Raw genomic sequence first — 23,194 nt, 5'->3', positions numbered from 1 at the left:
TGACCGCATGCTGGTTTTCATCACCACGGTGATCCTTTACGTGTTCGGCTTCGTCTTCCTCTATGGCGTGGTCCGGCTGGGCATCCGGCACGGCATCGAGGACGTCGAGGCGCACCGCGCCCAGATGGCCCGGGCCGAGCAGCTCGCGGTCCACCAGGACCGGACGTTCGCCCGCGAGAACGCCTTCCTCACCGGTAGCTGACGTCTGGCCGCGACGTCGCCGGCGCCCTGACCGGCGCGGTCGGCAGGCTAAGGCCGGGACGCCGGGAGGCCGGTGGGCGGATCCGGGTTCTGGCGGGGACGCCGGGACGCCGGTGGGCGGATTCGGCTGTCGGGTGCGAGGATCGCATCCGTGATGGGGACGTTGAAGACCGAGCCTGCCCGTACCCGCCTGGACCTGCTGGCCCCGCCGGTCGCCGCCGCGATCGAAGGGTGGCCGGTTGGCGCGCCGGTGGACGTCGATGACATGCTGGTCGCCCCGATCGACGCCGAGCTGGCCGACACGGCCGCGTTCTGCGCGGCGTACGAGGTGGGGCTGGAGGAGTCGGCGAACTGTGTGGTGGTGGCCGGCAAGCGGGGTGGGGAGACCCGGTACGCCGCCTGCGTCGTACTCGCCACCACCCGGGCCGACGTGAACGGTGTGGTCCGCCGGATGCTGGACGTGCGCAAGGCGAGCTTCGCGCCGATGGTCGACGCCGTCGAGCTGACCGGGATGGAGTACGGCGGGATCACTCCGGTCGGGCTGCCGGAGGAGTGGTCGATCCTGGTCGACTCGCGGGTGGTGGCCACCCCGCACCTGATCATCGGGTCCGGCGTACGGCACAGCAAGATCGCGCTGCCCGGGCCGGCGCTCGGCGCGCTGCCCGGGGCAACGGTGGTGGAGGACCTGGCCAGGCCGGCCTAGGTAGCCACATTCATCGATCTTGTTTCACGTGAAACAAGATCGACTACGGTCAGTCGACCGACTCGCGTTGCGCGACCTCGCGCAGGGCGGCGAGCAGGGTCTCCGGCTCCTGGGCGCCGGTGACGGCGTACTTCCCGGCCAGCACGAAGGTCGGCACGCTGGAGACGCCGATCTCGCGCGCGGTGGCCAGGGCGGCGGCCACCTCGCGCCGGCCCAGGTTCGACTCCAGGTACTCCCGGGTCTCGGCCTCGTCCAGGCCGACCTCGGTGGCCAGCTTGACCAGCGCCTCCGTCGACCCGACGTTCACGCCGTCGTGGAAGTGCGCCCGGTAGAGGGCCTCGACCAGCTCGGCGGCCCTGCCCCGCTCGGTGGCGTACCGGATCAGCCGGTGCGCCTCGAAGGTGTTGGCCTGCACCGCCCGCTCGAAGTGCAGGTCGAGACCCGCACCCGCGGCGACCTGGGTGACGTGGGCGAACATCCCCTCGGCCCGCTCCCGGCCACCGAACTTCGCGGCCAGCGCCTCGACCAGCGGCTTCGGCTCGGTCACCGGCGTCGGGTCGAGCTGGAACGGCCGGAACCGGATGGTCACCTCGCCGTCGTACGACTCCAGCGCCTGCTCCAACCGGCGCTTGCCGATCCAGCACCAGGGGCAGACGACGTCGGCGTAGATCTCGATCTCCATGACCGGAGACAACCCGTCGATCAAGAAATCTGTTCCCGGACCTGGCGCTTGAGCCGGGCCAGGATGGCGTTGCCGCCGCGTACCCGCAGCGGGCTGATCGCCTGGGCCAGCCCCATCCGCTGATAGAGGTCGTCCGGGACGGCCAACACCTCCTCGGCGCTCGCCCCGGCCAGCCCCTCGGCGAGGATGCCGGCGAAGGCGCGCGTGGTCGGCGCCTCCGGCGGGCAGTCGAAGATCGTGGAAACCGTCCGGTCCGGATTGACCTCGGCGCGCAGGAAGAAGGCGGTCTGGCACTCGGGGACCTGTTCCAGCTCCGCCCGATCCACCCCGGCCGGCAGGGGCGGTACGACGTCGGCGTACTCGAGAAGCATCTCCAGCACCACGTCGCGGGGTGTGCCCGCGAACTCGTCGACGATCTCGGCCAGCTTGCTCGGCATCTCGGGCATTCCCTGAGGCTATCCGTGCCCGCTTCTCACATGTTCGGGGCGGCTTCGCTGATGTCGCTGAGGGCGGAGGCGGGGTCGAGCTGCCGGGCCAGGTCGCCGAGGGAGACGATGCCGACCAGCTTGCGTGCGCTGTCGCAGACCAGCACCCGCCGGATGTTGCGCTCCCGCATCAGGACGGCCGCCTCGCTCGCGGTCGCCTGCTGCTCGATCATCACCACCTCGCGGGTGATGATCGAGCCGATAGTGGTGGTCACCGGATCGGCCCGCTCGGCCACCGCCCGTACGACGATGTCGCGGTCGGTCAGCATGCCGGCGAGCGTCGCCCCGTCGGTGACCACCACGTCGCCGATGTCGGACTCCTTCATCACCCTGGCCGCCTCCTCCAGGGCGGTCTCCGCCGGCAGGTAGACCACCTGCCTCGTCATCACGTCACTGACCCGGAACATGAGAACCCTCCGAAACCCCTCGGCCGATCCGACAGCGGTACCCCGTGGCGTGTCCGCTACACCCGGTCCTGGCGCGTCCCGCGTACCTCGTCGAGCAGGCGTTCGACCAGGCCGTTCACCGGCAGCTCGACGCGCTCGCCGGAGGCCCGGTCGCGCAGCTCGACGTACCCGTCGGCGAGACGGCGGCCGACCACGACGGCGCGCGGGATGCCGACCAGCTCGGCGTCGGTGAACTTCACCCCCGCCGAGACGTGCGTGCGGTCGTCGACCAGCACCCGCAGGCCGGCGGCGGAGAGGCGCCCGCCGAGCTCCAGCGCCGCGTCGAGCTGCGGCCCCTTTCCGGCGGCCACCAGGTGTACGTCGCAGGGCGCGACCGCCGCCGGCCAGATCAGCCCCCGGTCGTCGTGGTGCTGCTCGGCGACCGCCGCGACCGCCCGGGAGACGCCGATGCCGTAGCAGCCCATGGTGGGCCGGACCGGCTTGCCCTCCGGGCCGAGTACGTCGACGGTGAAAGCGTCCGTGTAGCGGCGGCCGAGCTGGAAGATGTGCCCCACCTCGATGCCCCGCAGCATGGTCAGCTCGCCGGTCACGCAGGCCGGGCAGGGGTCGCCGGGACGCACCTCGGCGGCCTCGATCGTGCCGTCCGGGGTGAAGTCCCGCCCGCAGACCACGTCGACCGCGTGCCGGCCCGGCTCGTTCGCCCCGGTCAGCCACGCCGTGCCGGCGACCACCCGCGGGTCGACCAGGTAGCGGACGCCGTGCTTGGCGAGGATCTGCGGCCCGAGATAGCCGCGGACCAGCTCGGGGTGGTCGGACCAGTCCTCGAAGACGGCCACCGTGGCCGGGGCGAGCACCGCCTCGACCCGCTTGAGGTCAACGTCGCGGTCACCCGGCAGGCCGATCACCAGCAGCTCGCCGGTCTCCGCGCCCGGCCGGCGTACGGTCAGCACGACGTTTTTCAACGTGTCGGCGGCGGTCCAGCCCGTCCGGCCGCCGAGGGTGCGGGCGTTCGCCAGCTCGACCAGCGAGGCGATGGTCGGCGTCTCCGGGGTGTCGTACACCTCCGTCGCCGGGTGTACGTCCAGGTCACCGGCGGCCGGGGCGCGGGTCACCACCGCCTCCGTGTTGGCCGCGTAGTCGCATCCGGTGCAGCCGACGAAGGTGTCCTCGCCGACCGGGGTCGCGGCCAGGAACTCCTCCGACGCCGAGCCGCCCATGGCCCCGGACATCGCGTGCACCACCGTGAAGTCCAGCCCGAGCCTCTCGAAGATCTTCTGGTACGCCGCGCGGTGCCGATCGTAGGCATGTTGCAGCCCCGCCCCGTCCAGGTCGAACGAGTACGCGTCCTTCATCAGGAACTCGCGCCCGCGCAGCACGCCGGCCCGGGGCCGGGCCTCGTCCCGGAACTTCGTCTGGATCTGGAACAGCGTCACCGGGAAGTCCCGGTACGAGGTGAAGATGTCCTTCACCAGCAGCGCGGCCATCTCCTCGTGGGTCGGGGCGAGCAGATGCTCGGCGCCCTTCCGGTCGGCCAGGGTGAAGATGTCGTCGCCGTACTCCGTCCACCGCCCGCTGGTCCGGTAGGGCTCGGCCGGCAGCAGCGCCGGGAAGTGGACCTCCTGGTCGCCGATCGCCGCCATCTCCGACCGGACGATCTCCGTCACCCGGTCCAGCACGAGCTTGCCCAGCGGCAGCCAGGTGTACCCGCCCGGGGCGGCGCGGCGGATGTAGCCGGCGCGGAGCAGGAGCCGGTGGCTCGGCACCTCGGCGTCGGCCGGATCCTCGCGCAGGGTCCGGAGCAGCAGGGTCGACATGCGCAGCAGCATTGCCGCAGCGTACGACGGGCGATGCCGACCGGCGACGCAATTCAGGCGTGCGGTTTACGGGAATCAGGGAAGTTCCAGGGTCAGGCCAGGAGCCGCGACGCTGATATCGCCCGGGTACCCGTCGCAGGCGGCGGCTCGCGCAGCCGCGGGATCCGTGCCGGGCCACAGGTGGGTCAGGATCAGGTGCCCGACGCCGGCCTCCGTGGCCTGCCGGCCCACCTGGCGCGCGCTCGACAGGCAGCCCCGCGAGTCCTCCGGTACCTGGTCGACGTGCGTGGCCTCGGCCAGCAGCAGGTCGGCGTCGCGCGCCAACTCGACCACGTCGGGGCTCGGGCCGGTGTCACCGGTGTACGCGAGCACCCGGTCGCCGGCGGTCAGGCGTACGCCTGCGTTGGGCACCCAGTGCGGCAGCAAGCGGGTCTCAGCACGGAACGGACCGAGGTCGAAAGAGTTGCCGGCGGTGAACTCGTGCAGGACGTAGGCGGCGTCCAGCATCCCGGGGCGGTCCAGCGCCAGCACCGCGTCGAGCGCGCCCGGGAGCGCGTACACGGGCAACGGTGCGGGTCGATCATCGCGCAGGGTGCGCGCCCGGAGCAGCGGGTTGAGGTCGGCACAGTGATCGGGGTGCCCGTGGCTGATGAACACCGCATCGACCTGGTTCGCGTCGACGTGTTGCAGCAGTCGGGGGAAGGCCGCATAACCGAGATCGACGAGCAGCCGGAAACCGTCGTGTTCCACGAGGTAGCCGCTGCACGCCTGGCCCGCCTCCGGCCACGCACCGCACCCACCCAGCACCGTCAGCCGCACCCACGGACCATATCGGCCCGTCCGCCACCGTGTCGCGCACGTTGCGCTATCCGACCGACCAGGACACCGCCACGTTGCGTACCCGGAGTGGATCAAGCCGCTGCCGATCCGGCCGCTGTGGGTGTGCCGGGCCTGCGGGCAGCCGTGGCCGTGTGCCGAGGCCCGGCTACTGCTCCGCGTCGAGTACGACAGCAACCCCGTCGACCTGGCCATCTACCTGTCCGGGCTCTATCACGAGGCGACCCACGACCTGTTCCGCCTCAACCCGCAGGATGGCCCGACCCCGCGCGACCTGTTCGAACGCTTCGTCGCCTGGGGCCCGTACCGCCGGGGCATCGTCGAGCCACCCGTCGAGAATTGACGATCCCGACGGCAACCGTCGCGGGGCGGGGCAACGTCTGGGGAGGCGTCACGATGATGCACCTCCACCTCAACCCAAAGGACCGGCTCGTGTGGACACTGCCCTGAGTGAGTTCGACTCGTTCGTGCGAACCCGCACCCCCGCACTGCTGCGCTCGGCCTATCTGCTGACCGGTGACCAGCACCTGGCCGAGGATCTCGTCCAGTCCGCGTTGGCCCGGACCCACCGGTCGTGGGGCCGGCTGCACCACAGCGGAAACGCCGAGGCGTACACCCGCAAGACCATGTACCACCTGCAGGTGTCCTGGTGGCGGCGCCGCCGGGTGGCCGAGTCGATGCCGGGTGACCTGCCCGAGCCACGCGGAGGCGACTCGACCCCCGACCACGCCCAGCAGACCACCGTGCGGCTCACCCTGCGGGCCGCGCTGGCGAAGCTCTCCGCCAAACAGCGGGCCGTGCTGATTTTGCGGTTCTTCGAGGATCGCACCGAGGCCGAGGCCGCCGACCTGCTCGGCGTCACCGTAGGCACCGTCAAGAGCCAGACCTCGAAGGCCCTGGCGAAGTTACGCAGCGTCGCCCCGGAACTCGCCGAGCTGTACGTCACGGAAGGGACCGCCCGATGAACCAGGACCGTCTTCGACTCGACCTGGCCGACCTGGCCGACGAGGTCAACCCGGTCGACCTGCGGGACCGGGCCCTGCGTACCTCACGCCGGCTCGGCATCCAGCGGGCCATCGCCACCTCGGCCGCCGCGGTCGTGATGCTCGGCGCGGCCACCGGCACCGCCTTCGCGCTGATGCCCCGCGACGACGGCCAGGCTCCGCTGCCCGGCGACTCGCCATCGATCACCGTCACCCCGTCCCCGACCGAGCCCTCCCCGATCGAGTCCTCCCCGACTCCGGAGCACAGCCGCAGTGCCGAGGCACCCCCCAGTAACCCTGGCGTTTCGGACGCCGTTCTCAGCGGCATCCGTTTCTACCTGGGTTTCACTGACAAGGACGCGGTGATCCACGCCGTCCGGGGAACTGCCGATCAGGTGGCCACGCGGGTTTCCCTCGACACGGAGGTGTGTGTCCGCAACACGATCACCGTTTCGCCGGACGGGAAGCGGGTTGCCTGGGTGCAGGACAGCGCCGACAGCGGTATGACGGGTGTGCTCATGGCCGGCACCGTCGGGAAGCAGGGGGCGACGCGCCTGCTGGACGGTGTCGACTGCCTGGGCAGCAATCCGCTGGTGTGGCGGGGCAGTGACCTGCTGATGGTCAGCAGGGGTGCGGTGTCGGTGCTCTATGACGTGGCGGCGAAGAAGCGGGTCGACGGTGACCCGGGCCAGGAGACGCTGCGGTGCTGGTCCGCCGACGGTAGGTGGCTGGCGGCGGTGTCGGACGGCAAGCCGTACGTGGCGGATGGGACGCAGCTGCACCAGTACGCGTACACGCCGCCGAAGGGTGAGGCGATCAAGTGGGACGGGTGGCGGGCGCGGGGCGTGTCGATGGATGGCCGGTACGTTTCCGTCGGGTGGATCGGCACCGATCCGTCCCGGCAGGACGGCAGTTTCACGGTGGTCGACGTCACCACCAGCAAGGTCATCGAGCTTCCCGTCTCGGGTGAGGTGCGGAGCGTGCAGTTCGCCGCGGACGGCAGGGTGCTGGTGCGGCAGGCGACCCGGGTCGTGGTGCTGGACGCCGGTTTCCAGAAGATCGGCGAGGTGGCGGAGCCCCGGGACGTGCAGCAGCTGACCCTGCTGACCTACGCGCCCTGACCCCGTACACCAGGAAGGGGCGGACCACGACGGTGGTCCGCCCCTTCTCGGTGGCTGGTCCGGTCAGCGCAGCACGGTGATTGCCGCGCTGGCCGCCACGTGCTTCCAGGGCACGATCACCACGACCCCGTCCCGCTCGATGATCCGGGCGTCCTCGCCCTCGAAGCCGGCCGAGAGCGGCCCTTCCGCCACCACGCTGGCCCTGCCGGTGGCCGGGTCGATGCGGACCAGGCGCGGACGGAGGTCGCGCCGGTCGCCCGACTCCCAGGCGAGTACGCCCTGCTCGTCGCGGCGGATGAGCTGGACCTGGCTGTCGGTGTGGCCCGAGGAGACCCAGCGGCGCTTCCCGGTTGCCAGGTCGATCGCGACGATCTGGTTGGCCGACCGCATCTTGTTCGGCACGTTCTTCGGAAAGGACAGCAGATAGAGGGTGTCGTCGTCACCGAGGTACCGGTAGACGGCCGGGCCCTCGATCGAGTTGGACCGGTTGGCCGGAATGTCCCACAGCTCGGTGCCCTCGATCGGGTCGGTGAAGGTGGCCACCTCCTTGCCGGTCCCCGGGTCCCGGACGGTGTACGCGTCGTGCCCGAGCCCCGGCAGGCTGACCAGCGGCCGCACGCTCAGCACGCCGTCGGTGTTCTGCCTTTCGGGCAGCCGCTGCCGCCAGCGCACCTTTCCGGTGGCCGGGTCCAGGGCAGCCACCTCGTTGCCCTGGGAGCAGCGGAAGGTGACCACCACCTGATCGCCGGCGGCCTGCGCGTTCTTGATCCTGCACTCCCGCCCCGGCGCCAGCTTCGTGGCCGTGGTGCGCCAGCGTTGCCTGCCGTCGGCGAGCGAGAGCCCGATCAGGGTGTCCTCGGACCGGACGATCACCTGCTGGCCGGCGACCGACAAGTCCGGGGCGTGCAGCGGGCCGCGCCCCTCGCGTACCGGTGCGGGGAACTTGGCCTTCCAGGTCAGCTTGCCGCTGTTCAGGTCGAAGCCGGCGACGGTGTTGCAGGAGTTGTCGGAGCCGGCCGCGACCGCTCCTCGGCCCTCGGTCACCTCCTGGGCGGCGACGCAGAGCGAGGTGCCGTCCGGCGCCGGGGCACCCCACGCCTGGGCACCGTCGGAGAGCTGATAGGCGAGCAGACCGTCCGCCTGGGCCCGGACCACCGTGTCGCCGGCCAGCCAGGCACCGAACATGTCCTGCTTGTCGTAGGTACTGAGCCCGGCCTTCTCGCGTTCGGGGAAGTCGAGCGTCCAGGCGGTCTTCAGCGTGTCGCCGTCACCGCCGCCGGACCTTCCGCCGACCAACCGGGCGACCCCCCAGGCGGTGCCGCCGCCCACCACCAGCACCGCGACCAGTCCGCCCGCGATCAGCAGCGCGACGCGTCCGGGCCGCCTGGGCGCCGCCGGCGGGGTGCCGGCCGCCCCGAGCCAGCCGTTCGGCGGGTACGCGGGCTGACCGGGCACCGGGTACGGCGCCTGACCCGGCACGGGGTACGCGGGCTGGCCCGGGGCGGGGTACGCCGACTGCGCTGCCCCCGGCTGCGGCGGCACCCCGGCCGGCTGCTGCGACCAGGGTTGCTGCGGTGCGGGCGGCCAGCCGACCGGCGGCCCAGGCTGCTGCGGCTGGGGGAACTGAGGATTCGTCATCGTCTTCTCTCTGCTCAGCTCGCCTGGTCCCGCACGTACGCCGACCAGCCCTTCTCGAATTCCGTCAGCGAAACGCCGAGCACCTGCTGGCACGCCTGCTCGGCCTTGGCGCCCTGGTAGCGGGCGGCCACGAACTGGAAGACCTTCGGTTCGCCGTACTTCTTTGCGAGGTAGGTCATCGCGACGTGCCCGAGCCAGTAGTGGAAGCTGACGTGGTTCTCCGGGATGTTCCAGTCGAGGTTGCCCGGCAGTCGGCCGTTCCAGCCGCCGGAACGGACGATCGTGCGGGCCTGCGCGGTCCGGGCGCTGGCGCTGAGCGGCTCACCCCGGTGGGCCATGTACTCGGCGAAGCCCTCGACGATCCAGTTCTCGATGCCGTCGAAGGCGTCCAGATTGTTGGCGTCCTCCAGGGTGGCGACCAGGGAGTGGGCCAGCTCGTGCCGGAAGATCTCGCGGGGGCCGCGCTTGTCGCCCGGCGAGAAGAACGACCGGTCCGCCACATCGATCACGACCCGGCTGCCGCCGATGTCGATGTTCTTCTGGTTGGCCTCGGTCGAGACCATGCCGATCGAGACGCCCGACTCGGTGGTCTTCTCCTTGTTGATCCGATAGAGCGAGCCGAGGTCGTTCTTGCCCTTGACCAGGCTGATGACGAAGCCCTTCGGGGTGTTGCCGGTGACCCCACCGACCTGCCAGGCGGCGAAGTCGTCACGGACGGCCGACTCGGCGACCGGGGCGTACCGCTTCGCCTCCGCGGCCAGTTTGGCGTCGGTGATGACCAGGGTGTGCGCGGTCCGTTCCACATGGATGTCGCGCCACTTGTCCCACGGGCCGGGGTAGTAGACGGTCTTCGAGCTGCCGCCCACCGCCGGTGCCCCGGTGACGGCGGTGACCTTGATCGGCGCGTCCTTGCTCTCCCGGACGACCGTCCAGCGGTACCACTCGGCGACCGGGGTGAGGTCGTATCCGTCGAACTGGTGCACGAAGGAGACGTCGAGCTGGAAGGTGACCCCGCGGCCGAAGCTGTCGCTGGTCCGCCCCTGCTGCGCGACGGTCCGGTAGTCGCTCACCGCCAGCGGCAGCTTGCCCAGGTTCTTGAAGAGGCTGGTCTGGCTGGCGACGAGGTCCTTGCGGGCCGGGTCGAAGAGGGCCAGGTAACCGGTGAGGTCCTTGTCGGCCAGCGCCCTGCTGTGCTTCTTCAGCAGGTCGTCCAGCTCCTGCTGGGTGACGGTGACCCCGTTCACGCCGACTGCGGCGGCCTTCGGGGCGGTGTCGTCCCGGGTCCGGTTGTGCAGCCCGACGACCACGCCGATCGCCGTGCCGGCGCAGAGGGTCAGCGCCAGCACGCCCGCGCCGAGCCCGATCCACAGGCCGCGCCGCGGCTTCGGCCCCGCGGGTGGCGGCGGCTGTTGCGGGTACGGCCCGAACCCCGGCGCACCCGGGTACGGCCCGGGGTGGCCGGGCGGGCCGGCCGGCTGGCCGTAGCCCGGGTAGGCGGAGGAGTGTCCCTGGGTCATGTCTTCCTCGATCGGCTGTCGTGGCTGGCCGGCAGCAGCAGATGTCGCCCGCCCGGACCGGATGACGGGCAACATCATCCATCGTCGGCCTGCGGGAATCTGCCCCGAACCGGCCGAGATTGTCTTTTGTTCACTTTGCCGCGTGTCAGATCTGTCACGGTCGTCATCGATGACCTCCGCCACGTCTCGGCCGAGGGGTCCGGCGGCCGGACCCGGGCGGTGACAGACTGACCGACACAGTTCTGCCGGGACGTCAGAGGGAGGCGCGGTGCGCTGGCGCAACTTCGTGGCGGTGGGCGACAGCTTCACCGAGGGCATGAACGACGCCTATCCGGACGGCTCGTTCCGCGGCTGGGCGGACCTGGTCGCCACCCGACTCGCCGCCGAGGCCGGCCCCGACTTCGGGTACGCCAACCTGGCCATCCGGGGCCGGCTCTTCTCGAACATCGTCGCCCAGCAGGTGCCGGCCGCCCTGGCCATGAAGCCCGACCTGATCAGCTTCGCGGCAGGCGGCAACGACGTGCTGCGGCGCAGCTTCGACGCCGACACGTTCGTCCCCCGCTTCGACTCGGTGATCGGCGAGCTGCGGAGCAGCGGCGCCGACGTGATCCTCTTCCGGTTCGCCGACGTGATGGCCCGGCTTCCCGGGCAGCGGCTCGTCGCCCCGCGGGTGAACCTGCTGAACCAGGCGGTGGGAGACGTCGCCGAGCGCCACGGCGCCATCCTGGTCGACCTGTACGCCGACGACACCTACCTCAACCCGATGCTATGGAGCACCGACCGGCTGCACATGTCGGCGGCCGGGCACCGGCGGGTCGCCGGGCAGGTGCTCACCGCGCTCGGGGTCGGCTGTGACGAGGAGTGGCTGCTGGTGCCGCCGCACCCCGCGCCAACCCCGTGGCTGGCCGCCCGTGCCGCCGACCTGCGCTGGGCCGGGCAGCATCTGGCCCCGTGGATCAAGCGGCGGCTGACCGGCCGCTCCTCCGGCGACCTCGTCACCGCCAAGCGGCCGGTGCTCAAGCCGATCACCGATTGACCGGTGCGGACGATCCACGCCGCCGCGCTGCTGCGGCGCACCCTCGATGCCGAGCCGGCCGCCGGGCAGGCCGTCCTGATCTCCGGCGACCGGGTCGAGGCCGTCGCGCCGTTGGACGAGCTGGCGGAGGCGTACCCCGGGGTGCGGGTGCGGCGGTGGGCCGGGACCCTCGGGCCGGCGCTGGTGCACGACGGGCCGCTGCCCGCCGCGCCGACCCCGCGCGAGCGGGTGCACGCCCTGTTCCGGCAGGGTGCCGCCGCGGTGCTCGCCGCGCACGTGACCGAGCCGGGCCTGCGGGCCGCCGCCGCCCGCAACGACGTCGCGGTGCTCGGCGCCGTCCGGCCGCCGGCGCTGGTCGAGACCGGCCGCGCGGACCTGGCCGTCTTCGCGGACGACGGCACCTGCCTCGCCACCGTGGTCGCGGGTCGGTTGGTGCACCGCCGCGCCTGACCGCCCGCCGACATCCGCCGCCCCCGGTTTCGGTTGACCAGCCGGTCGCCCCGGAATCGGGCGTAACTTGGGGCTCATGGCTGTGCCGAGCGATCCGAATCCCCACCTCCAGTCGTACGCCGACCCGCAGCGCCTGGTCACCACCGAGTGGCTGGCCGAACACCTGGGCGATGAGGGCCTCGTGGTGGTCGAGTCCGACGAGGACGTGCTCCTCTACGACACCGGCCACCTTCCCGGCGCCGTCAAGGTCGACTGGCACACCGAACTGAACGACCAGGTGACCCGCGACTACCTGGACGCGAAGAGCTTCGCCGAGCTGTGCGCCGCCAAGGGCATCGGGCGGGACGACACGGTGGTCTTCTACGGCGACAACTTCAACTGGTGGGCCGCGTACGCGCTCTGGGCCTTCTCCCTCTTCGGCCACCCGGACGTCCGGCTGCTCGACGGCGGCCGGCAGAAGTGGATCGCCGAGGGGCGCGAGCTGACCCGGGAGAAGGTCACCCGACCGCGTGCCGAGTATCCGGTGCCGGTGCGGAACGACGCGCCGATCCGGGCCTACCGCGAGCAGGTGATGGCGCACATCGCCGCCGGCCGGCCGCTGGTCGACGTCCGCTCACCCGGCGAGTACACCGGCGAGATGCTGCACATGCCGGACTACCCGCAGGAGGGTGCGCTGCGCGGCGGGCACATTCCCGGCGCGGTGAACAAGCCGTGGAAGTCCGCCGCCAACGACGACGGCACCTTCAAGTCGGCCGGCGAACTGCGTGCCATCTACGCCGACCAGCTCGGCCTGAGCCCGTCCGACGACGTGGTGGCGTACTGCCGGATCGGCGAGCGGTCCAGCCACACCTGGTTCGTGCTGCACCACCTGCTCGGATATCCGCAGGTCCGTAACTACGACGGCTCGTGGACGGAGTGGGGCAACCTGGTCCGCGCCCCCGTCGTACGGGGCGACCAGCCGGGCGGTCTCGGCGGCTGAACCCCGGGCCGCCCGACCGGGGGGTGATCCGGCGTTGAGCCCTGCGCCCGGGGTCCGACAAGGCAGGCTGGGCAGAGCGGTCGTCGGATCAGCCGAGGGAGGGGGCGTGGGCTTTCTACGCAACCGGTTCGTGGCGCTGCTCCTGCTGGCCGCTTTCCCGCCGGCTCTCGAGGGCGCCATCCTGGCCGGCTACGGATTCCGGGCCGCCGAAGGGGTGGCTCCCCAGTTCTCCGCCGTGTGGCCGTACGACAGCTATCACGACCTGCGTTGGCTGATGGTCTACCACGACTCGTGGCGGACCTTCTTCCTCGGTCTGGTGGCGTTGATCCTGCTCCGGGCGGTCTACACGACCGGGCTCGTCCTGCTGGCCTGGCCCCGGCACCTTCCCCGCCCCGGTTTCCGCCGGCTGGCCCTGCGTAACCTGGCACTGACCGTGGTGGTCACCGCGGTGGTGTCCCCGTGGGCCGCGCTCTCCATGGCCGCCTCGGTGGTCGCGCTCTCCTGGCTGCTCGTCGCCTCGTTGCTGCCGCTGTTCCTGTTGGCGCCGTTCCTGCAACGCGCCGCCGTGACGAATTCCTGGTGGCGTGGGTGGCCGTCGATGGAGTTGGTCGGCTGGTCCCTGCTCAACTTCGTGGTGCTCACCATCAGCGGCGCGCTGGTCTGGACCGTGCCGGCCTGGTGGACCGCCCCGGTGGCGGCGGTCGCCGGGGCGATCAACGGGGTGCTCTGGCAGCGCACGGTGGGCTCGGCCCTGGAGCCGCGCCGACGGGTCCACTGGGCGCGGGTGCCCGTCGCGCCACTGGCGATCCTGCTCGCCTTCATCGTGCCGGTCGTCCTGCAGCCGGTGCTGGCGGCCCTGCCCGGCAAGACGAGCAAGCCGCCGCCGATCGCGCTGCTGGACCGGCCGCTGCCGCCCACCGTCGGGCACGCGGTGATCTTCGTGGCCGGCCACGCCAGCGCGTACGACGGGCAGCCGCCCGTCGACCCGAACGTGCAGTGGTTCTCCTATCGGGGACTGGATTCGCAGAACCGGCCGCAGCCGTTCGTTCCCCGGGACACCTACCGGTCGATCGAGTCCAGCGTGGCGATGCTCGACAAGCAGGTGGAGCTGCTGCACCGGCGTACCGGCCGGCCGGTGGCGTTGGTCGGGCAGAGCGAGGGGGCGCTGGTCGCCCGCACCTACCTGGCCGACCGGCCGCACTCGCCGGTGAACGCCCTGGCCATGGAGAGCCCGCTGATCAACGCGGGCCGCTCCTACTACCCGCCGCCCGGCGTCTCGCAGGGCTGGGGCGTCGTCGCCGGCTGGCAACTGCGGGTCCTCTTCCACATCGCCGACAGCATCGCGAAGAGCGGCAGCGGGCCGGACGAGCCGTTCGTCCGGTCGATCCTCGACAACGCGCCCTTCTACCGCAACGACCTGATGTGTCCGGTCCCCGGCGTGCGGATCGTGGCGTTCCTGCCGACCACCACCGCCACCGAGGCCCCGCCGGGCAAGTACGCCGGCGTTCCGGTCTTCGAGATGCCGGCCGTGCACGGTGGCCTGCTGGCCCGGCCGATCGTCGAGGAGCGTCTGTTGAGCTTCCTCGGCGGGCAGCCGATCAGCCAGCCCGAGCGCGGGTACACCCTGCTGCAGGAGGTCTCCGCCGCCTGGCAGGCACCGCCGCTGGCGTTGGGCCTCAATCCGGTCTGGCGGGGTCAGCGGATGTCCGACCCGGCCTTCACCGGGAAGGTCTGTCAGCCGATCTGACGTCGGCCTGAGTGGGCGACCGCCGGGACAACCAGAGCAGCCGAAGCGCGGCCGCCACCACCGCGATCACGATCGCGGACCAGACCGGCTCGAACGGGAGCATGATCGCGTGGATGACGATGCTGCCCACCCCGACGATCGTGGCGAGCCGGACCGACCAGCGGTGACGGGTGAGGAGCAGGAGCCCGGTGATCACCGTCAGCGATCCGACCGACACGTGCGCCCAACTCCAGCCGGTCACGTCGACGCGGAAGTACCCTTCGGCGTGCTCCACCACGTACGGGTCGTCGTCCACGCTGCTCAGGCCTTCGAGGGTGTCGAAGAGGCCGATCCCGGCGAGCAGGACGGCCGCCAGGATCCGCTGCCGGTGCCTGGTGTGTGCGTCGTCGTGCCGTGTCACCCCGTCCTCCCTACGCCGTTTCTCCCAGCCTAGGGATGGGCGACGGGCTCCGTCCGGCGCTCGGCGAGCGAACCCGTCCCGCGCAGCGTCCGCCAGGCAACCGTGGTGACCAGGGCGAAGACCCCGGCCGCCGCCCAGCCCACCGGCGCCACCCCGTACGCCTCCCCGGCGATCCCGGCCAGCGCCGCCCCGACCGGAGCGCTGGCCAGCCCGACCACCCGCTGCGCCGCGCCGACACGGCCCAGCAGGTCCGGTGGCACGTGCCGCTGCCCGTACGCGGACCAGAGGCTGTTCCAGACCGTCGTGCCGGCGGCGAAGCAGGCCAACGCGACGCCCCCGGCCAGCGGGTGCCGGGCCGCCGCGAACCCGGCCAGCGCCACGGTCTGCGCGAGCAGCACCCCGCGCAGCGCGGGCAGGGTGCCGAACCGGGCCGCCAGCCGTCCCGCGCCGAGCGCCCCGGCCAGGCCGCCGACCACCGCCCCCGCCGCGAACAGCCCGTACGCCGCCGGCGGCACCCGCAGCACCGCCAGCGCGTACAGCACCAGCACGGCCATGAGTCCGCTGATGGCCAGGTTCGATCCCGTGGTCGCCACGGTCACCCGCCACAGCACCGGGTCCCGCCGGAGCCAGCGCACCCCGGCCCAGGCCTCCCGCCACACGCTCCCCCGCTCCGGCGTGCCGCGGCGCCCGGCGGCTCGTGGGCCGGGGCGGAGCGCGAGGGCGAGGAGCGCGGCCGCGGCGAAGGTGAGGGCGTCGAGGGTGAACGGGAGAGCCGCCGAGATCGCGAAGAGGAGGCCGGCCAGCGGGGCACCGAGGAAGCCGCCGGCGACCGCCGTACCGGCCTGGAGGCGACCGTTGGCGGTGGGCAGCGCGGCCGACGGGACCACCGACGGGAGCACCGCGAAGGAGGCCGCGTCGAAGACCGTACCCAGGGCGGCGAGCAGGAACGCGGCGACCGCGAGCGTGGCCACCCCGGCCCGTCCGGTGACGACCAGCGCGGCCAGGGCGGCCACCACGCCGGCCCGCAGCCCGTCCACCGCCGCCATGGTCCGGCGGCGGTCCCAGCGATCGGCGTACGCACCGCCGAGCAGGCCGAGCAGCAGCGGCGGGAGCTGACCGGCGACGGTCACCGCGGCGACGGCCCGCGGATCACGGGTGAGCGTGGCGGCCAGCAGGGCCAGGGCCGGCGTACGCAGGGCGTCGCCGAACCGGGAGGAGACGGCGGCGGCCCAGAGCAGCCGGTAGTCGCGGCCGAGGAGGGGAGCGGTCATGGGGCCGGAGCCTGGGGCCTGAACCGGCTTGAGGGTCAACTGACCGAAAACGGGACGGACACTGTCGGGCATCGCCGGTACGGTGAGCGCCGAAATCCGACCGGGGAGCGCGATTGGACCGCACCTTCCAGGTCGACCTCCGAGGCGTGGTCGACCTGCTCAGTCATCACCTCTACGGCAGTCCACGGGTCTACGTCCGGGAGCTGCTCCAGAACGCCGTCGACGCGATCACCGCCCGCCGGGCGACCGAGCCGGACGCGCCGGCCCGGGTCCGGATCGAGCCGCCGGCGCTGACCGGCGACGGCACGCTGCGGGTGCACGACACCGGCATCGGCCTGACCGAGGCCCAGGTGCACGAGCTGCTGGCCACCATCGGGCGCAGTTCCAAGCGGGACGAGCTGGGCTTCTCCCGGCACGAGTTCCTCGGCCAGTTCGGCATCGGCCTGCTCTCCTGTTTCCTGGTCGCCGACGAGATCCGGGTGGTCACCCGGCACGCCGACCAGCCCACCGTCTTCTGGACCGGCTGGTCCGACGGCCGCTACGCGGTCGAGCTCGCCGGGCCGGGGCAGGCGCGGCCCGAGCCCGGCACCACCGTGACGCTGGTGCCGCGGCGCGACGCCGACCAGTGGTTCGACGTGCCGACCGTGACCGAACTGGCCCGCCTCTACGGCGCGCTGCTGCCGGTGGACGTCCGGGTCGGGGACACTGCGACCACCGCCGGCCCGCCGCCGTGGCCGACCACGCCGGGCGCGCCGGTCGACCGGGCCGCCCTGCACTCCTACGCGCAGCAGGTCCTCGGCTTCGTTCCGTTCGACGTGGTGCCGCTGGCGGTGCCCGAGGCGGGGCTGACCGGGGTCGCCTTCATCCTGCCCAGCCCGGTGAACCCGGCCGCCCGCGCCGGGCACCGGGTCTACCTCAAGCGGATGCTGCTCACCGAGCACGCCGACGGGCTGCTGCCCGACTGGGCGTTCTTCGCCCTCTGCGTGGTGGACGCCAGCGAGCTGCGCCCGACCGCCAGCCGGGAGGCGCTCTACGAGGACACCCTGCTCACCGCCACCCGGGACGCCCTCGGCGACCAGGTGCGCGGCTGGCTGGTCCGGCTGGCCAAGCACGATCCCCGGCGGCTCGCCGAGTTCCTCCAGGTGCACCACCTCGGGGTCAAGGCGCTCGCCCTGCACGACGACGAGATGCTCCGCCTGGTCGAGCAGTGGTGGCCGATGGACACCAACGTCGGCACCCTCACCCTCGCCGAGTTCCGTCAGCGGCACGGCCTGATCCGCTACGCCGCCAGCCTCGACGAGTTCCGCCAGCTCGCCGCCGTCGCGGCGGCCCAGGACCTGGCCGTGGTGAACGGCGGCTACACGTACGACACCGAGCTGATCGAGCGGCTGCCCACGGTGGACCGGTCGGTGCTCATCGAGCGGCTGGAGCCGAGCGACCTCACCACCCGCTTCGACGGCCTCGATCCGCAGACCGAGCTGGCCCTGCGGCCGTTCCTCACCGGGGCGCAACGGGCCCTGGAGCGGCTCGGCTGCGAGGTGGTGGTCCGGGCGTACGACCCGGTCTCGCTGCCGGCGCTCTACCTGGTCAGCCGCTCGGCCGCGTTCCACGACCAGCTCGCCGCCAGCCGGGACAAGGCCGACGAGCTGTGGGGCGGGGTGCTCGACGCGCTGGCCACCTCCACCCCGCCGGACCGGCCGCAGCTGGTGCTCAACCACCGCAACCCGCTGGTCCGCCGGGTCACCACGCTCGCCGACCCGGAGCTGGCCGGGCTCGCCGTCGAGGCGCTCTACGGGCAGGCCCTGCTGCTCGGGCACCATCCGATCCGGGCGGCGGACGCCGCCCTGTTGAACAGTTCCTTCCTCGGCCTGCTCGGCCGGGCCGTACCGGGACAGGAGTCGGGCCGTGAGTGACGACGACCTCTGGCGGATGCTGTACGAGACCGACAACATGCCGTTCGGTGCGGGGCAGATCGCCGCGCTGGAACAGCTGATCCGGCGAGCCGACGCCGGTGACGACCGGCACCTGTCCTTCGCCGTCCGGATCAGCGCCACCACCGCCTACACCTTCGGTGGCGAGCCGGCCAAGTCCTTCGTCACCTTCTCCTGGTGCCTCGGCGAGTACGACCGCGACCCGCAGCCCTACCATCAGCGCTACACCCATCAGCTGCTCTGGTTCTTCAAGCACATGGTCACCGCGATGCTGGCCTTCCCCGAGCTGCCGCTGGACCGCGCGTACGCGGTGCTCGACGACATGGAACGGCGCTACCGGGAGTCCGGGCACAGCCTCCAGGCCGTGTACAAGCACCGCCACCTGGTCGCCGTCCACCTGGGCGCGGAGGCGGAGGCGGCCCAGTGGTACCGGCGCTGGATGACCACGCCCCGGGACGCCCTCTCCGACTGTGCCGGCTGCGACCCGACCGCCCAGGTCAAGCACCTGGTTCAGCAGGGACTGCACCAGGAGGCGGTGGCACTGGCCGAACCGGTGCTCGCCGGCCGGTTGAGCTGCGCCGAGCAGCCGCAGGCCATCCTCACCGCGCTGCTCACGCCGTACCGGGAGACGGGCCGGACGGACGCCGCGCGCGACGCGCACCGGGAGGCGTACCGGCAGTTGCGTGGGCGGCTCTCGGATCTTTGGGAGATCGCCGACCACATCGAGTTCTGCACCGTGACCGGCAATGAGGCCCGAGCCCTGGAGCTGGTCGAACGCCACCTTGACTGGCTGGACCGGGCGCCCAGCCCCGGTGCCGCCATGAACTTCGCGGCGGCGGGCTCGGCCGCGCTGCGCCAGGTTTCCGGCGAGCTGACCGTGCACCGGCGGGCGTTCGGCGACCGGCCGGCCGCCGACGTGCCGGTGGGCGCGCTCGCCGAGGAACTGGCCGGCACGGCCACCGCGCTGGCCGCCCGCTTCGACGCGCGCAACGGCACCGCATACCAGTCGGAGCTGATCACCCGGCGGCTCGCGGGCGGGCCGGTCGGCGAGCATCTGCCGCTCTCCGCGAGCCTGCGCCGCCGGGCGGTGCCCGCCCCGCGTACCGGTGCGGAGACCCCGGCCGCCCCCGCGCCGGTCGCCCGGCCGGCGGTGACGGTTCCGGCTCAGGCCACCGCCGAGGAGCTGCTCGCGCTCGCCGACGAATGCTGGCGTACCCATCGGCGGGACGGGCTGGTCGACGCGCTGCGGGCGTACGACGAGCGGTACGGCGACGCCGAGCTGCCCGACACCGCCCGCGCCTGGCGGCTGGAACTGCGCGCCGCGGAGTTCACCGAGGCGGCCGGCGACGACGCGAGCCTCGCGATCGAGGCGAACCGGGCCGCCCTGGCGGCCTGGCGGGAGGTGTCCGATCCGGTCCGGGCGCAGGTGGTGGCCGGTCGGCTCGGTTCCCTGCTCTGCCTGACCGAGGAGGGCGAGTCCGAGGGGCTGGCCCTGGCGCGGGAGTCGGTGGAGCAGCTCGCCGTCCATGGTGACCAGCGGGAACGTGCCGCCGCATGGGACCGGCTCGGCCTGGCGTACGTGTACCGGGAGCGGTGGGCGGATGCGTTCGAGGCGTTTGGCCGGGCGGCCGCCGAGGCCGACGTCGACCCGTGGCTGGCGGGCCGGGTGGCGCTGCACCGCATGAACGTGCTGGAGGAGCTGGCGCGGGCCGAGGAGTTTCGGGAGGCGGCGGCACATGCCCGCCGGCTCAGCCGCGAGCTGGGCGACGCCGAGATGTTGACCGTCGCCTGCCTGGCGTACGCCCGGTCGGTCGACGATCCGGCCGAGGCGGTCGACGCCTGCGACGAGGTGCTGGCGTCCGCCCCGCCCGGCGCGCGGCTGCCGATGCGGGTCACCCGGGGACGGGCGCTGCTCGCGGCCGACCGGGCCGGCGAGGCGGTGGACGACTTCGTCGAGGCGGTCACCCTCTGCGTGGAGCAGGGGTTGCCGGGGGACGCGCTGCTCCGCATGGAGCTGGCCGGGGCGTACCGGCTGGCCGGCCGGCTCGGTGAGGCCGCCGAGGTGGCGGAGGAGGCGGTGCTCGGACTGGACCGGGCCGGCGCGCAGGCCGAGGCCGACCGGTGCCGGCACCTGCTGGCCGGCATCTACCACGGGCTGGGTGAGATCGAGTTGGCCCTCGGGCTGCTCGACCAGCTCGCCGACAACCTTGACGGCCCGGACAATCTCCCGCACCGGGGGCAGGCGCTGGAGGAGGCCGGGGGGATTCTCTACGACGCGGACCGGGACGCCCAGGCCGCGCAGCGGTTCGCGGTGGCCGCCTCGGCGTACCGGCTGGCCGGGCATCCGCTGGACGAGCTGCGGGCCCGGCGGCGGGAGTTGCTGGCCCTGCACTGGGCCGGTGACCTGCCGGCGGCGGTTGCCGCGATCGAGGTGGTGGACGCCGCTGCCGAGGCGCTCGCCGACCTTCCCGAGGAGCCGCCCGTGGTGACGTACGAGCGGGCGATGGCCGCCGACGCGGTGGCTCGGGTGCTGACCGCCGAGGAACGGCCGACCGCCGCGCTGGAGCGGGTGGCCGGCGTACCGGAGCGGCTGCGGGCGATCGAGGCGTTCGGCGAGGCTGCCCAGGTCGAGGTCTTCACCGGCGAGCTGCTGCTGCGGGACGAACGGCCGGCCGAGGCGGAGCCGCTGCTGCGCCGGGTGCTCGGCGGTCTGCCCACCGGCTCCCGGCCGGCGGCCCAGGCCGCCTGGCTGCTGGCCCGCGCCCTCGACGATCTTGGCCGCTCCGCAGAGGCGGCGAAGGTCCGCGCCGAACACGGCATCGAGGAGGATGACTGACTCGCCTGGTTGACCGACACGTTTCGGGCGGGTGTGCGGCAACCGACGGGTAATCGAATCTCCACTGCCTCGCGTCCGAGGTCTAGGCTGGCCCGGTGACGGTCGGACAGCGGTCGCGGGGTGCGGCGAACGGAGTAATGGGTCCGGGTCGGCGGTCCCGGCGGGACGAGATCCTGGAGATCGCGGTGGGCCTCTTCGCCGCTCGCGGCTACCACGGCGTGTCCATGGACGACATCGGCGCCGCCGCCGGCGTGACCGGCCCGGCCCTTTACCACCACTTCGCCGGCAAGGAGGCGATGCTGGTCGCCGCCCTGATCCCGGTCAGCGAGGGCCTGCTCGCCGGTGGGCAGGAGCGGTCGGCCAACCATCCGGACGACCCGCGCGGCACGCTGGAGTCGCTGATCGACTTCCACGTCGAGTTCGCGCTGGCCAATCCGGCGGTGATCGCCCTGCACCTGCACGAGCTGGACCGCCTCCCCGACGAGCCGCGCCGCCGGATCCGCCGGCTCCAGCGGATGTACGTCGAGGAGTGGGTGACGGTGCTGACCGCGCTGCACCCCGGGCTGCCGGACGGCGAGGCGCGGGTGCTCGCCCACGCCGCCTTCGGCCTGATGAACTCCACCCCGTTCCTCGGCGGTGAGGTGGACCGCCGTCGCCGGGCCGCCCTGCTGCGCGGTGCCACCCTCGCCGCCCTGCTGGCCCCCACCGATCCGGCCTGACACGCCGCGTCGGGCTTAACGCATGTTAAGAAGGGGCCCGGCTATACACCAGGCGTTAAGAAGGGGCCCTTCCTTGCAGAGCATGATCGAGTCGCTGCTGGTCGCCAACCGGGGCGAGATTGCCCGCCGGATCATCCGTACCGCGCGGCGGCTCGGGATCCGCGCGATCGCGGTGCACTCCGAGGCCGATGCCGGCCTGCCGTTCGTGACCGAGGCGGACGAGGCGGTCTGCGTGGGCCCGGCCAACCCGGCGCAGAGCTACCGGAACGTCGAGGCCATCCTCGCCGCCGCCAAGTCGACCGGCGCCCAGGCGATCCACCCCGGCTACGGCTTCCTCTCCGAGAACGCCGACTTCGCGCGTACCGTCGAGGCCGGCGGCCTGATCTGGGTCGGACCCGGCGCGGACGCGATCACCGCGATGGGCGACAAGATCAACGCCCGGAACCTGATGGCGGCGGCCGGCGTGCCGGTCGCGCCCGGCACCACCGACCCGGCGGCCGACCTGGACGCGGCAGTGGCCGCCGCCGCGGAGATTGGTTACCCGGTGATGGTCAAGGCGGCGGCCGGTGGTGGCGGCATGGGCATGGGCGTGGCGGCCGACGAGGCCGCGCTGCGCACCGAGTACGACAAGGTCCGCTCGTTCGCCGAGCGGATGTTCGGCGACGGCTCGGTGCTGATCGAGCGCTACTTCCCCCGGGTACGCCACGTCGAGGTGCAGATCCTCGGCCTGGCGGACGGCCGGGTGGTCGCCCTCGGCGAACGGGAGTGCTCGGTGCAGCGGCGCAACCAGAAGCTGGTCGAGGAGTCGCCGTCGCCGGCGGTCTCGCCGGAGCTGCGTGAGCGGTTCCTGGCGGCGGCGGTCCGGGCCGGCGAGGCGGTCGACTACCGCAACGCCGGCACGGTGGAGTGCCTGTTGGATCCCGCCACGCAGGAGTTCTTCTTCCTGGAGATGAACACCCGGCTCCAGGTCGAGCACCCGGTCACCGAGTACGTCTACGGCGTCGACCTGGTGGAGGAGCAGTTGCGGGTGGCCGCCGGCCTGGCCCCGACCTTCGACCCGGACGCGCTCGCGCCACGCGGGCACGCGATCGAGCTGCGGATCAACGCGGAGGACCCGAAGCGCTTCCTGCCCGGCCCAGGCGTGATCGCCATTTGGAACGAGCCGGCCGGCGAGGGCGTACGGGTCGACTCCGGCTACCTGGCCGGCAACACGGTGACGCCGTTCTACGACAGCCTGATGGCGAAGCTGATCGTGAGCGGCAGGGATCGCACCGAGGCCGTCGAGCGGGCGCGGGCGGCGGTGGCCCAGTTCGAGATCGCCGGCCCGAAGAACAACCTGCCCTTCTTCGCGGAGCTGCTGGAGAACGCGGAGTTCCTCTCCGGCGACTACGACACCGGCATCGTCTCCCGCATGCGCTGACCTTCGGGGGTGACATG

22 protein-coding genes are annotated in these 23,194 nt (G+C 72.6%); 13 read left to right on the top strand and 9 right to left on the bottom strand.

Features of this window, described 5'->3' with window-relative positions:
- Positions 1 to 7 precede the first annotated feature (7 nt).
- Entirely contained in the window at positions 8 to 202 is a 195-nt protein-coding gene (locus ACIRG9_RS23405; protein ID WP_402859614.1) for a hypothetical protein, read from the top strand.
- A gap of 153 nt (positions 203 to 355) precedes the next feature.
- Positions 356 to 904, top strand: coding sequence for a YbaK/EbsC family protein (locus ACIRG9_RS23400; protein WP_402860078.1), 549 nt, complete (start codon positions 356 to 358; stop codon positions 902 to 904).
- 49 nt (positions 905 to 953) lie between these two features.
- Here ACIRG9_RS23400 and ACIRG9_RS23395 read toward each other — a convergent pair whose 3' ends face one another.
- From ACIRG9_RS23395 to ACIRG9_RS23375, 5 genes are all read right to left on the bottom strand, one after another.
- Positions 954 to 1,586: a DsbA family protein gene (locus tag ACIRG9_RS23395; protein ID WP_402859611.1), complete on the bottom strand. Its 633-nt coding sequence runs from the start codon at positions 1,584 to 1,586 to the stop codon at positions 954 to 956.
- 20 nt (positions 1,587 to 1,606) lie between these two features.
- On the bottom strand, positions 1,607 to 2,032 hold the full coding sequence (locus ACIRG9_RS23390) for a SufE family protein (protein ID WP_402859608.1): 426 nt from the start codon (positions 2,030 to 2,032) through the stop codon (positions 1,607 to 1,609).
- Between the two features lie 26 nt (positions 2,033 to 2,058).
- Entirely contained in the window at positions 2,059 to 2,478 is a 420-nt protein-coding gene (locus tag ACIRG9_RS23385; RefSeq protein WP_402859605.1) for a CBS domain-containing protein, read from the bottom strand.
- A 56-nt stretch (positions 2,479 to 2,534) separates the two neighbouring features.
- Positions 2,535 to 4,304: a proline--tRNA ligase gene (locus ACIRG9_RS23380; protein WP_402859602.1), complete on the bottom strand. Its 1,770-nt coding sequence runs from the start codon at positions 4,302 to 4,304 to the stop codon at positions 2,535 to 2,537.
- Positions 4,305 to 4,367: 63 nt separating this feature from the next.
- Positions 4,368 to 5,111, bottom strand: coding sequence for an MBL fold metallo-hydrolase (locus tag ACIRG9_RS23375; protein ID WP_402859599.1), 744 nt, complete (start codon positions 5,109 to 5,111; stop codon positions 4,368 to 4,370).
- Here ACIRG9_RS23375 and ACIRG9_RS23370 point away from each other — a divergent pair.
- The 3 genes from ACIRG9_RS23370 (at position 5,053) to ACIRG9_RS23360 (ending at position 7,233) form a co-directional block, all read left to right on the top strand.
- A complete protein-coding gene (locus ACIRG9_RS23370) occupies positions 5,053 to 5,472 on the top strand; it encodes a hypothetical protein (protein ID WP_402860075.1) in 420 nt (139 codons plus the stop codon). The genes ACIRG9_RS23375 and ACIRG9_RS23370 overlap by 59 nt on opposite strands.
- Positions 5,473 to 5,563: 91 nt before the next feature.
- A complete protein-coding gene (locus tag ACIRG9_RS23365) occupies positions 5,564 to 6,094 on the top strand; it encodes a SigE family RNA polymerase sigma factor (RefSeq protein ID WP_402859596.1) in 531 nt (176 codons plus the stop codon).
- Positions 6,091 to 7,233 carry a hypothetical protein gene (locus ACIRG9_RS23360; RefSeq protein ID WP_402859593.1) on the top strand — a complete coding sequence of 381 codons (1,143 nt, stop codon included), beginning with the start codon at positions 6,091 to 6,093 and terminating at the stop codon, positions 7,231 to 7,233. The genes ACIRG9_RS23365 and ACIRG9_RS23360 overlap by 4 nt, the downstream gene beginning before the upstream one ends.
- A 63-nt stretch (positions 7,234 to 7,296) precedes the next feature.
- On the opposite strand, the gene ACIRG9_RS23355 is transcribed toward ACIRG9_RS23360, so the two are convergent.
- Together ACIRG9_RS23355 and ACIRG9_RS23350 are read right to left on the bottom strand one after the other, a co-directional pair.
- Positions 7,297 to 8,871, bottom strand: a complete 1,575-nt coding sequence (locus ACIRG9_RS23355) for a PQQ-binding-like beta-propeller repeat protein (protein ID WP_402859590.1) — start codon at positions 8,869 to 8,871, stop codon at positions 7,297 to 7,299.
- Positions 8,872 to 8,885: 14 nt separating this feature from the next.
- A complete protein-coding gene (locus ACIRG9_RS23350) occupies positions 8,886 to 10,388 on the bottom strand; it encodes a hypothetical protein (protein ID WP_402859587.1) in 1,503 nt (500 codons plus the stop codon).
- Between the two features lie 268 nt (positions 10,389 to 10,656).
- On the opposite strand from ACIRG9_RS23350, the gene ACIRG9_RS23345 reads away from it, so the two are divergent.
- The 4 genes from ACIRG9_RS23345 (at position 10,657) to ACIRG9_RS23330 (ending at position 14,600) form a co-directional block, all read left to right on the top strand.
- The gene (locus ACIRG9_RS23345; RefSeq protein WP_402859584.1) at positions 10,657 to 11,424 is read left to right on the top strand and encodes an SGNH/GDSL hydrolase family protein; all 768 of its coding nucleotides are present in this window, start codon (positions 10,657 to 10,659) and stop codon (positions 11,422 to 11,424) included.
- 3 nt (positions 11,425 to 11,427) lie between these two features.
- Positions 11,428 to 11,874, top strand: coding sequence for an imidazolonepropionase-like domain-containing protein (locus tag ACIRG9_RS23340; RefSeq protein WP_402859581.1), 447 nt, complete (start codon positions 11,428 to 11,430; stop codon positions 11,872 to 11,874).
- A 76-nt stretch (positions 11,875 to 11,950) separates the two neighbouring features.
- Positions 11,951 to 12,853 (top strand): sulfurtransferase, encoded by a 903-nt coding sequence (locus ACIRG9_RS23335; RefSeq protein WP_402859578.1) that lies wholly within the window; start codon positions 11,951 to 11,953, stop codon positions 12,851 to 12,853.
- Between the two features lie 67 nt (positions 12,854 to 12,920).
- Positions 12,921 to 14,600 (top strand): hypothetical protein, encoded by a 1,680-nt coding sequence (locus ACIRG9_RS23330; RefSeq protein WP_402860072.1) that lies wholly within the window; start codon positions 12,921 to 12,923, stop codon positions 14,598 to 14,600.
- On the opposite strand, the gene ACIRG9_RS23325 is transcribed toward ACIRG9_RS23330, so the two are convergent.
- Both ACIRG9_RS23325 and ACIRG9_RS23320 read right to left on the bottom strand, forming a co-directional pair.
- A complete protein-coding gene (locus tag ACIRG9_RS23325; protein WP_402859575.1) occupies positions 14,572 to 15,000 on the bottom strand; it encodes a hypothetical protein in 429 nt (142 codons plus the stop codon). The genes ACIRG9_RS23330 and ACIRG9_RS23325 overlap by 29 nt on opposite strands.
- A 29-nt stretch (positions 15,001 to 15,029) precedes the next feature.
- Positions 15,030 to 16,271 carry an MFS transporter gene (locus ACIRG9_RS23320; protein ID WP_402859572.1) on the bottom strand — a complete coding sequence of 414 codons (1,242 nt, stop codon included), beginning with the start codon at positions 16,269 to 16,271 and terminating at the stop codon, positions 15,030 to 15,032.
- Positions 16,272 to 16,384: 113 nt separating this feature from the next.
- Between ACIRG9_RS23320 and ACIRG9_RS23315 the strand changes: the two genes are divergently transcribed.
- The 4 genes from ACIRG9_RS23315 (at position 16,385) to ACIRG9_RS23300 (ending at position 23,177) form a co-directional block, all read left to right on the top strand.
- A complete protein-coding gene (locus ACIRG9_RS23315) occupies positions 16,385 to 18,184 on the top strand; it encodes an HSP90 family protein (protein ID WP_402859569.1) in 1,800 nt (599 codons plus the stop codon).
- Positions 18,177 to 21,038: a hypothetical protein gene (locus ACIRG9_RS23310; RefSeq protein ID WP_402859566.1), complete on the top strand. Its 2,862-nt coding sequence runs from the start codon at positions 18,177 to 18,179 to the stop codon at positions 21,036 to 21,038. The genes ACIRG9_RS23315 and ACIRG9_RS23310 overlap by 8 nt, the downstream gene beginning before the upstream one ends.
- A 137-nt stretch (positions 21,039 to 21,175) precedes the next feature.
- A complete protein-coding gene (locus ACIRG9_RS23305; protein WP_402860069.1) occupies positions 21,176 to 21,757 on the top strand; it encodes a TetR/AcrR family transcriptional regulator in 582 nt (193 codons plus the stop codon).
- Between the two features lie 82 nt (positions 21,758 to 21,839).
- Positions 21,840 to 23,177 carry an acetyl/propionyl/methylcrotonyl-CoA carboxylase subunit alpha gene (locus ACIRG9_RS23300; RefSeq protein ID WP_402860066.1) on the top strand — a complete coding sequence of 446 codons (1,338 nt, stop codon included), beginning with the start codon at positions 21,840 to 21,842 and terminating at the stop codon, positions 23,175 to 23,177.
- Positions 23,178 to 23,194 lie beyond the last annotated feature (17 nt).

Origin of the sequence: Micromonospora sp. NPDC093277, assembly GCF_044765245.1 — a bacterium.
Lineage (GTDB): Bacteria > Actinomycetota > Actinomycetes > Mycobacteriales > Micromonosporaceae > Micromonospora.
The sequence above is the reverse complement of the archived record's forward strand: the minus strand, read 5'-3'. Positions and strand labels throughout refer to the sequence as shown.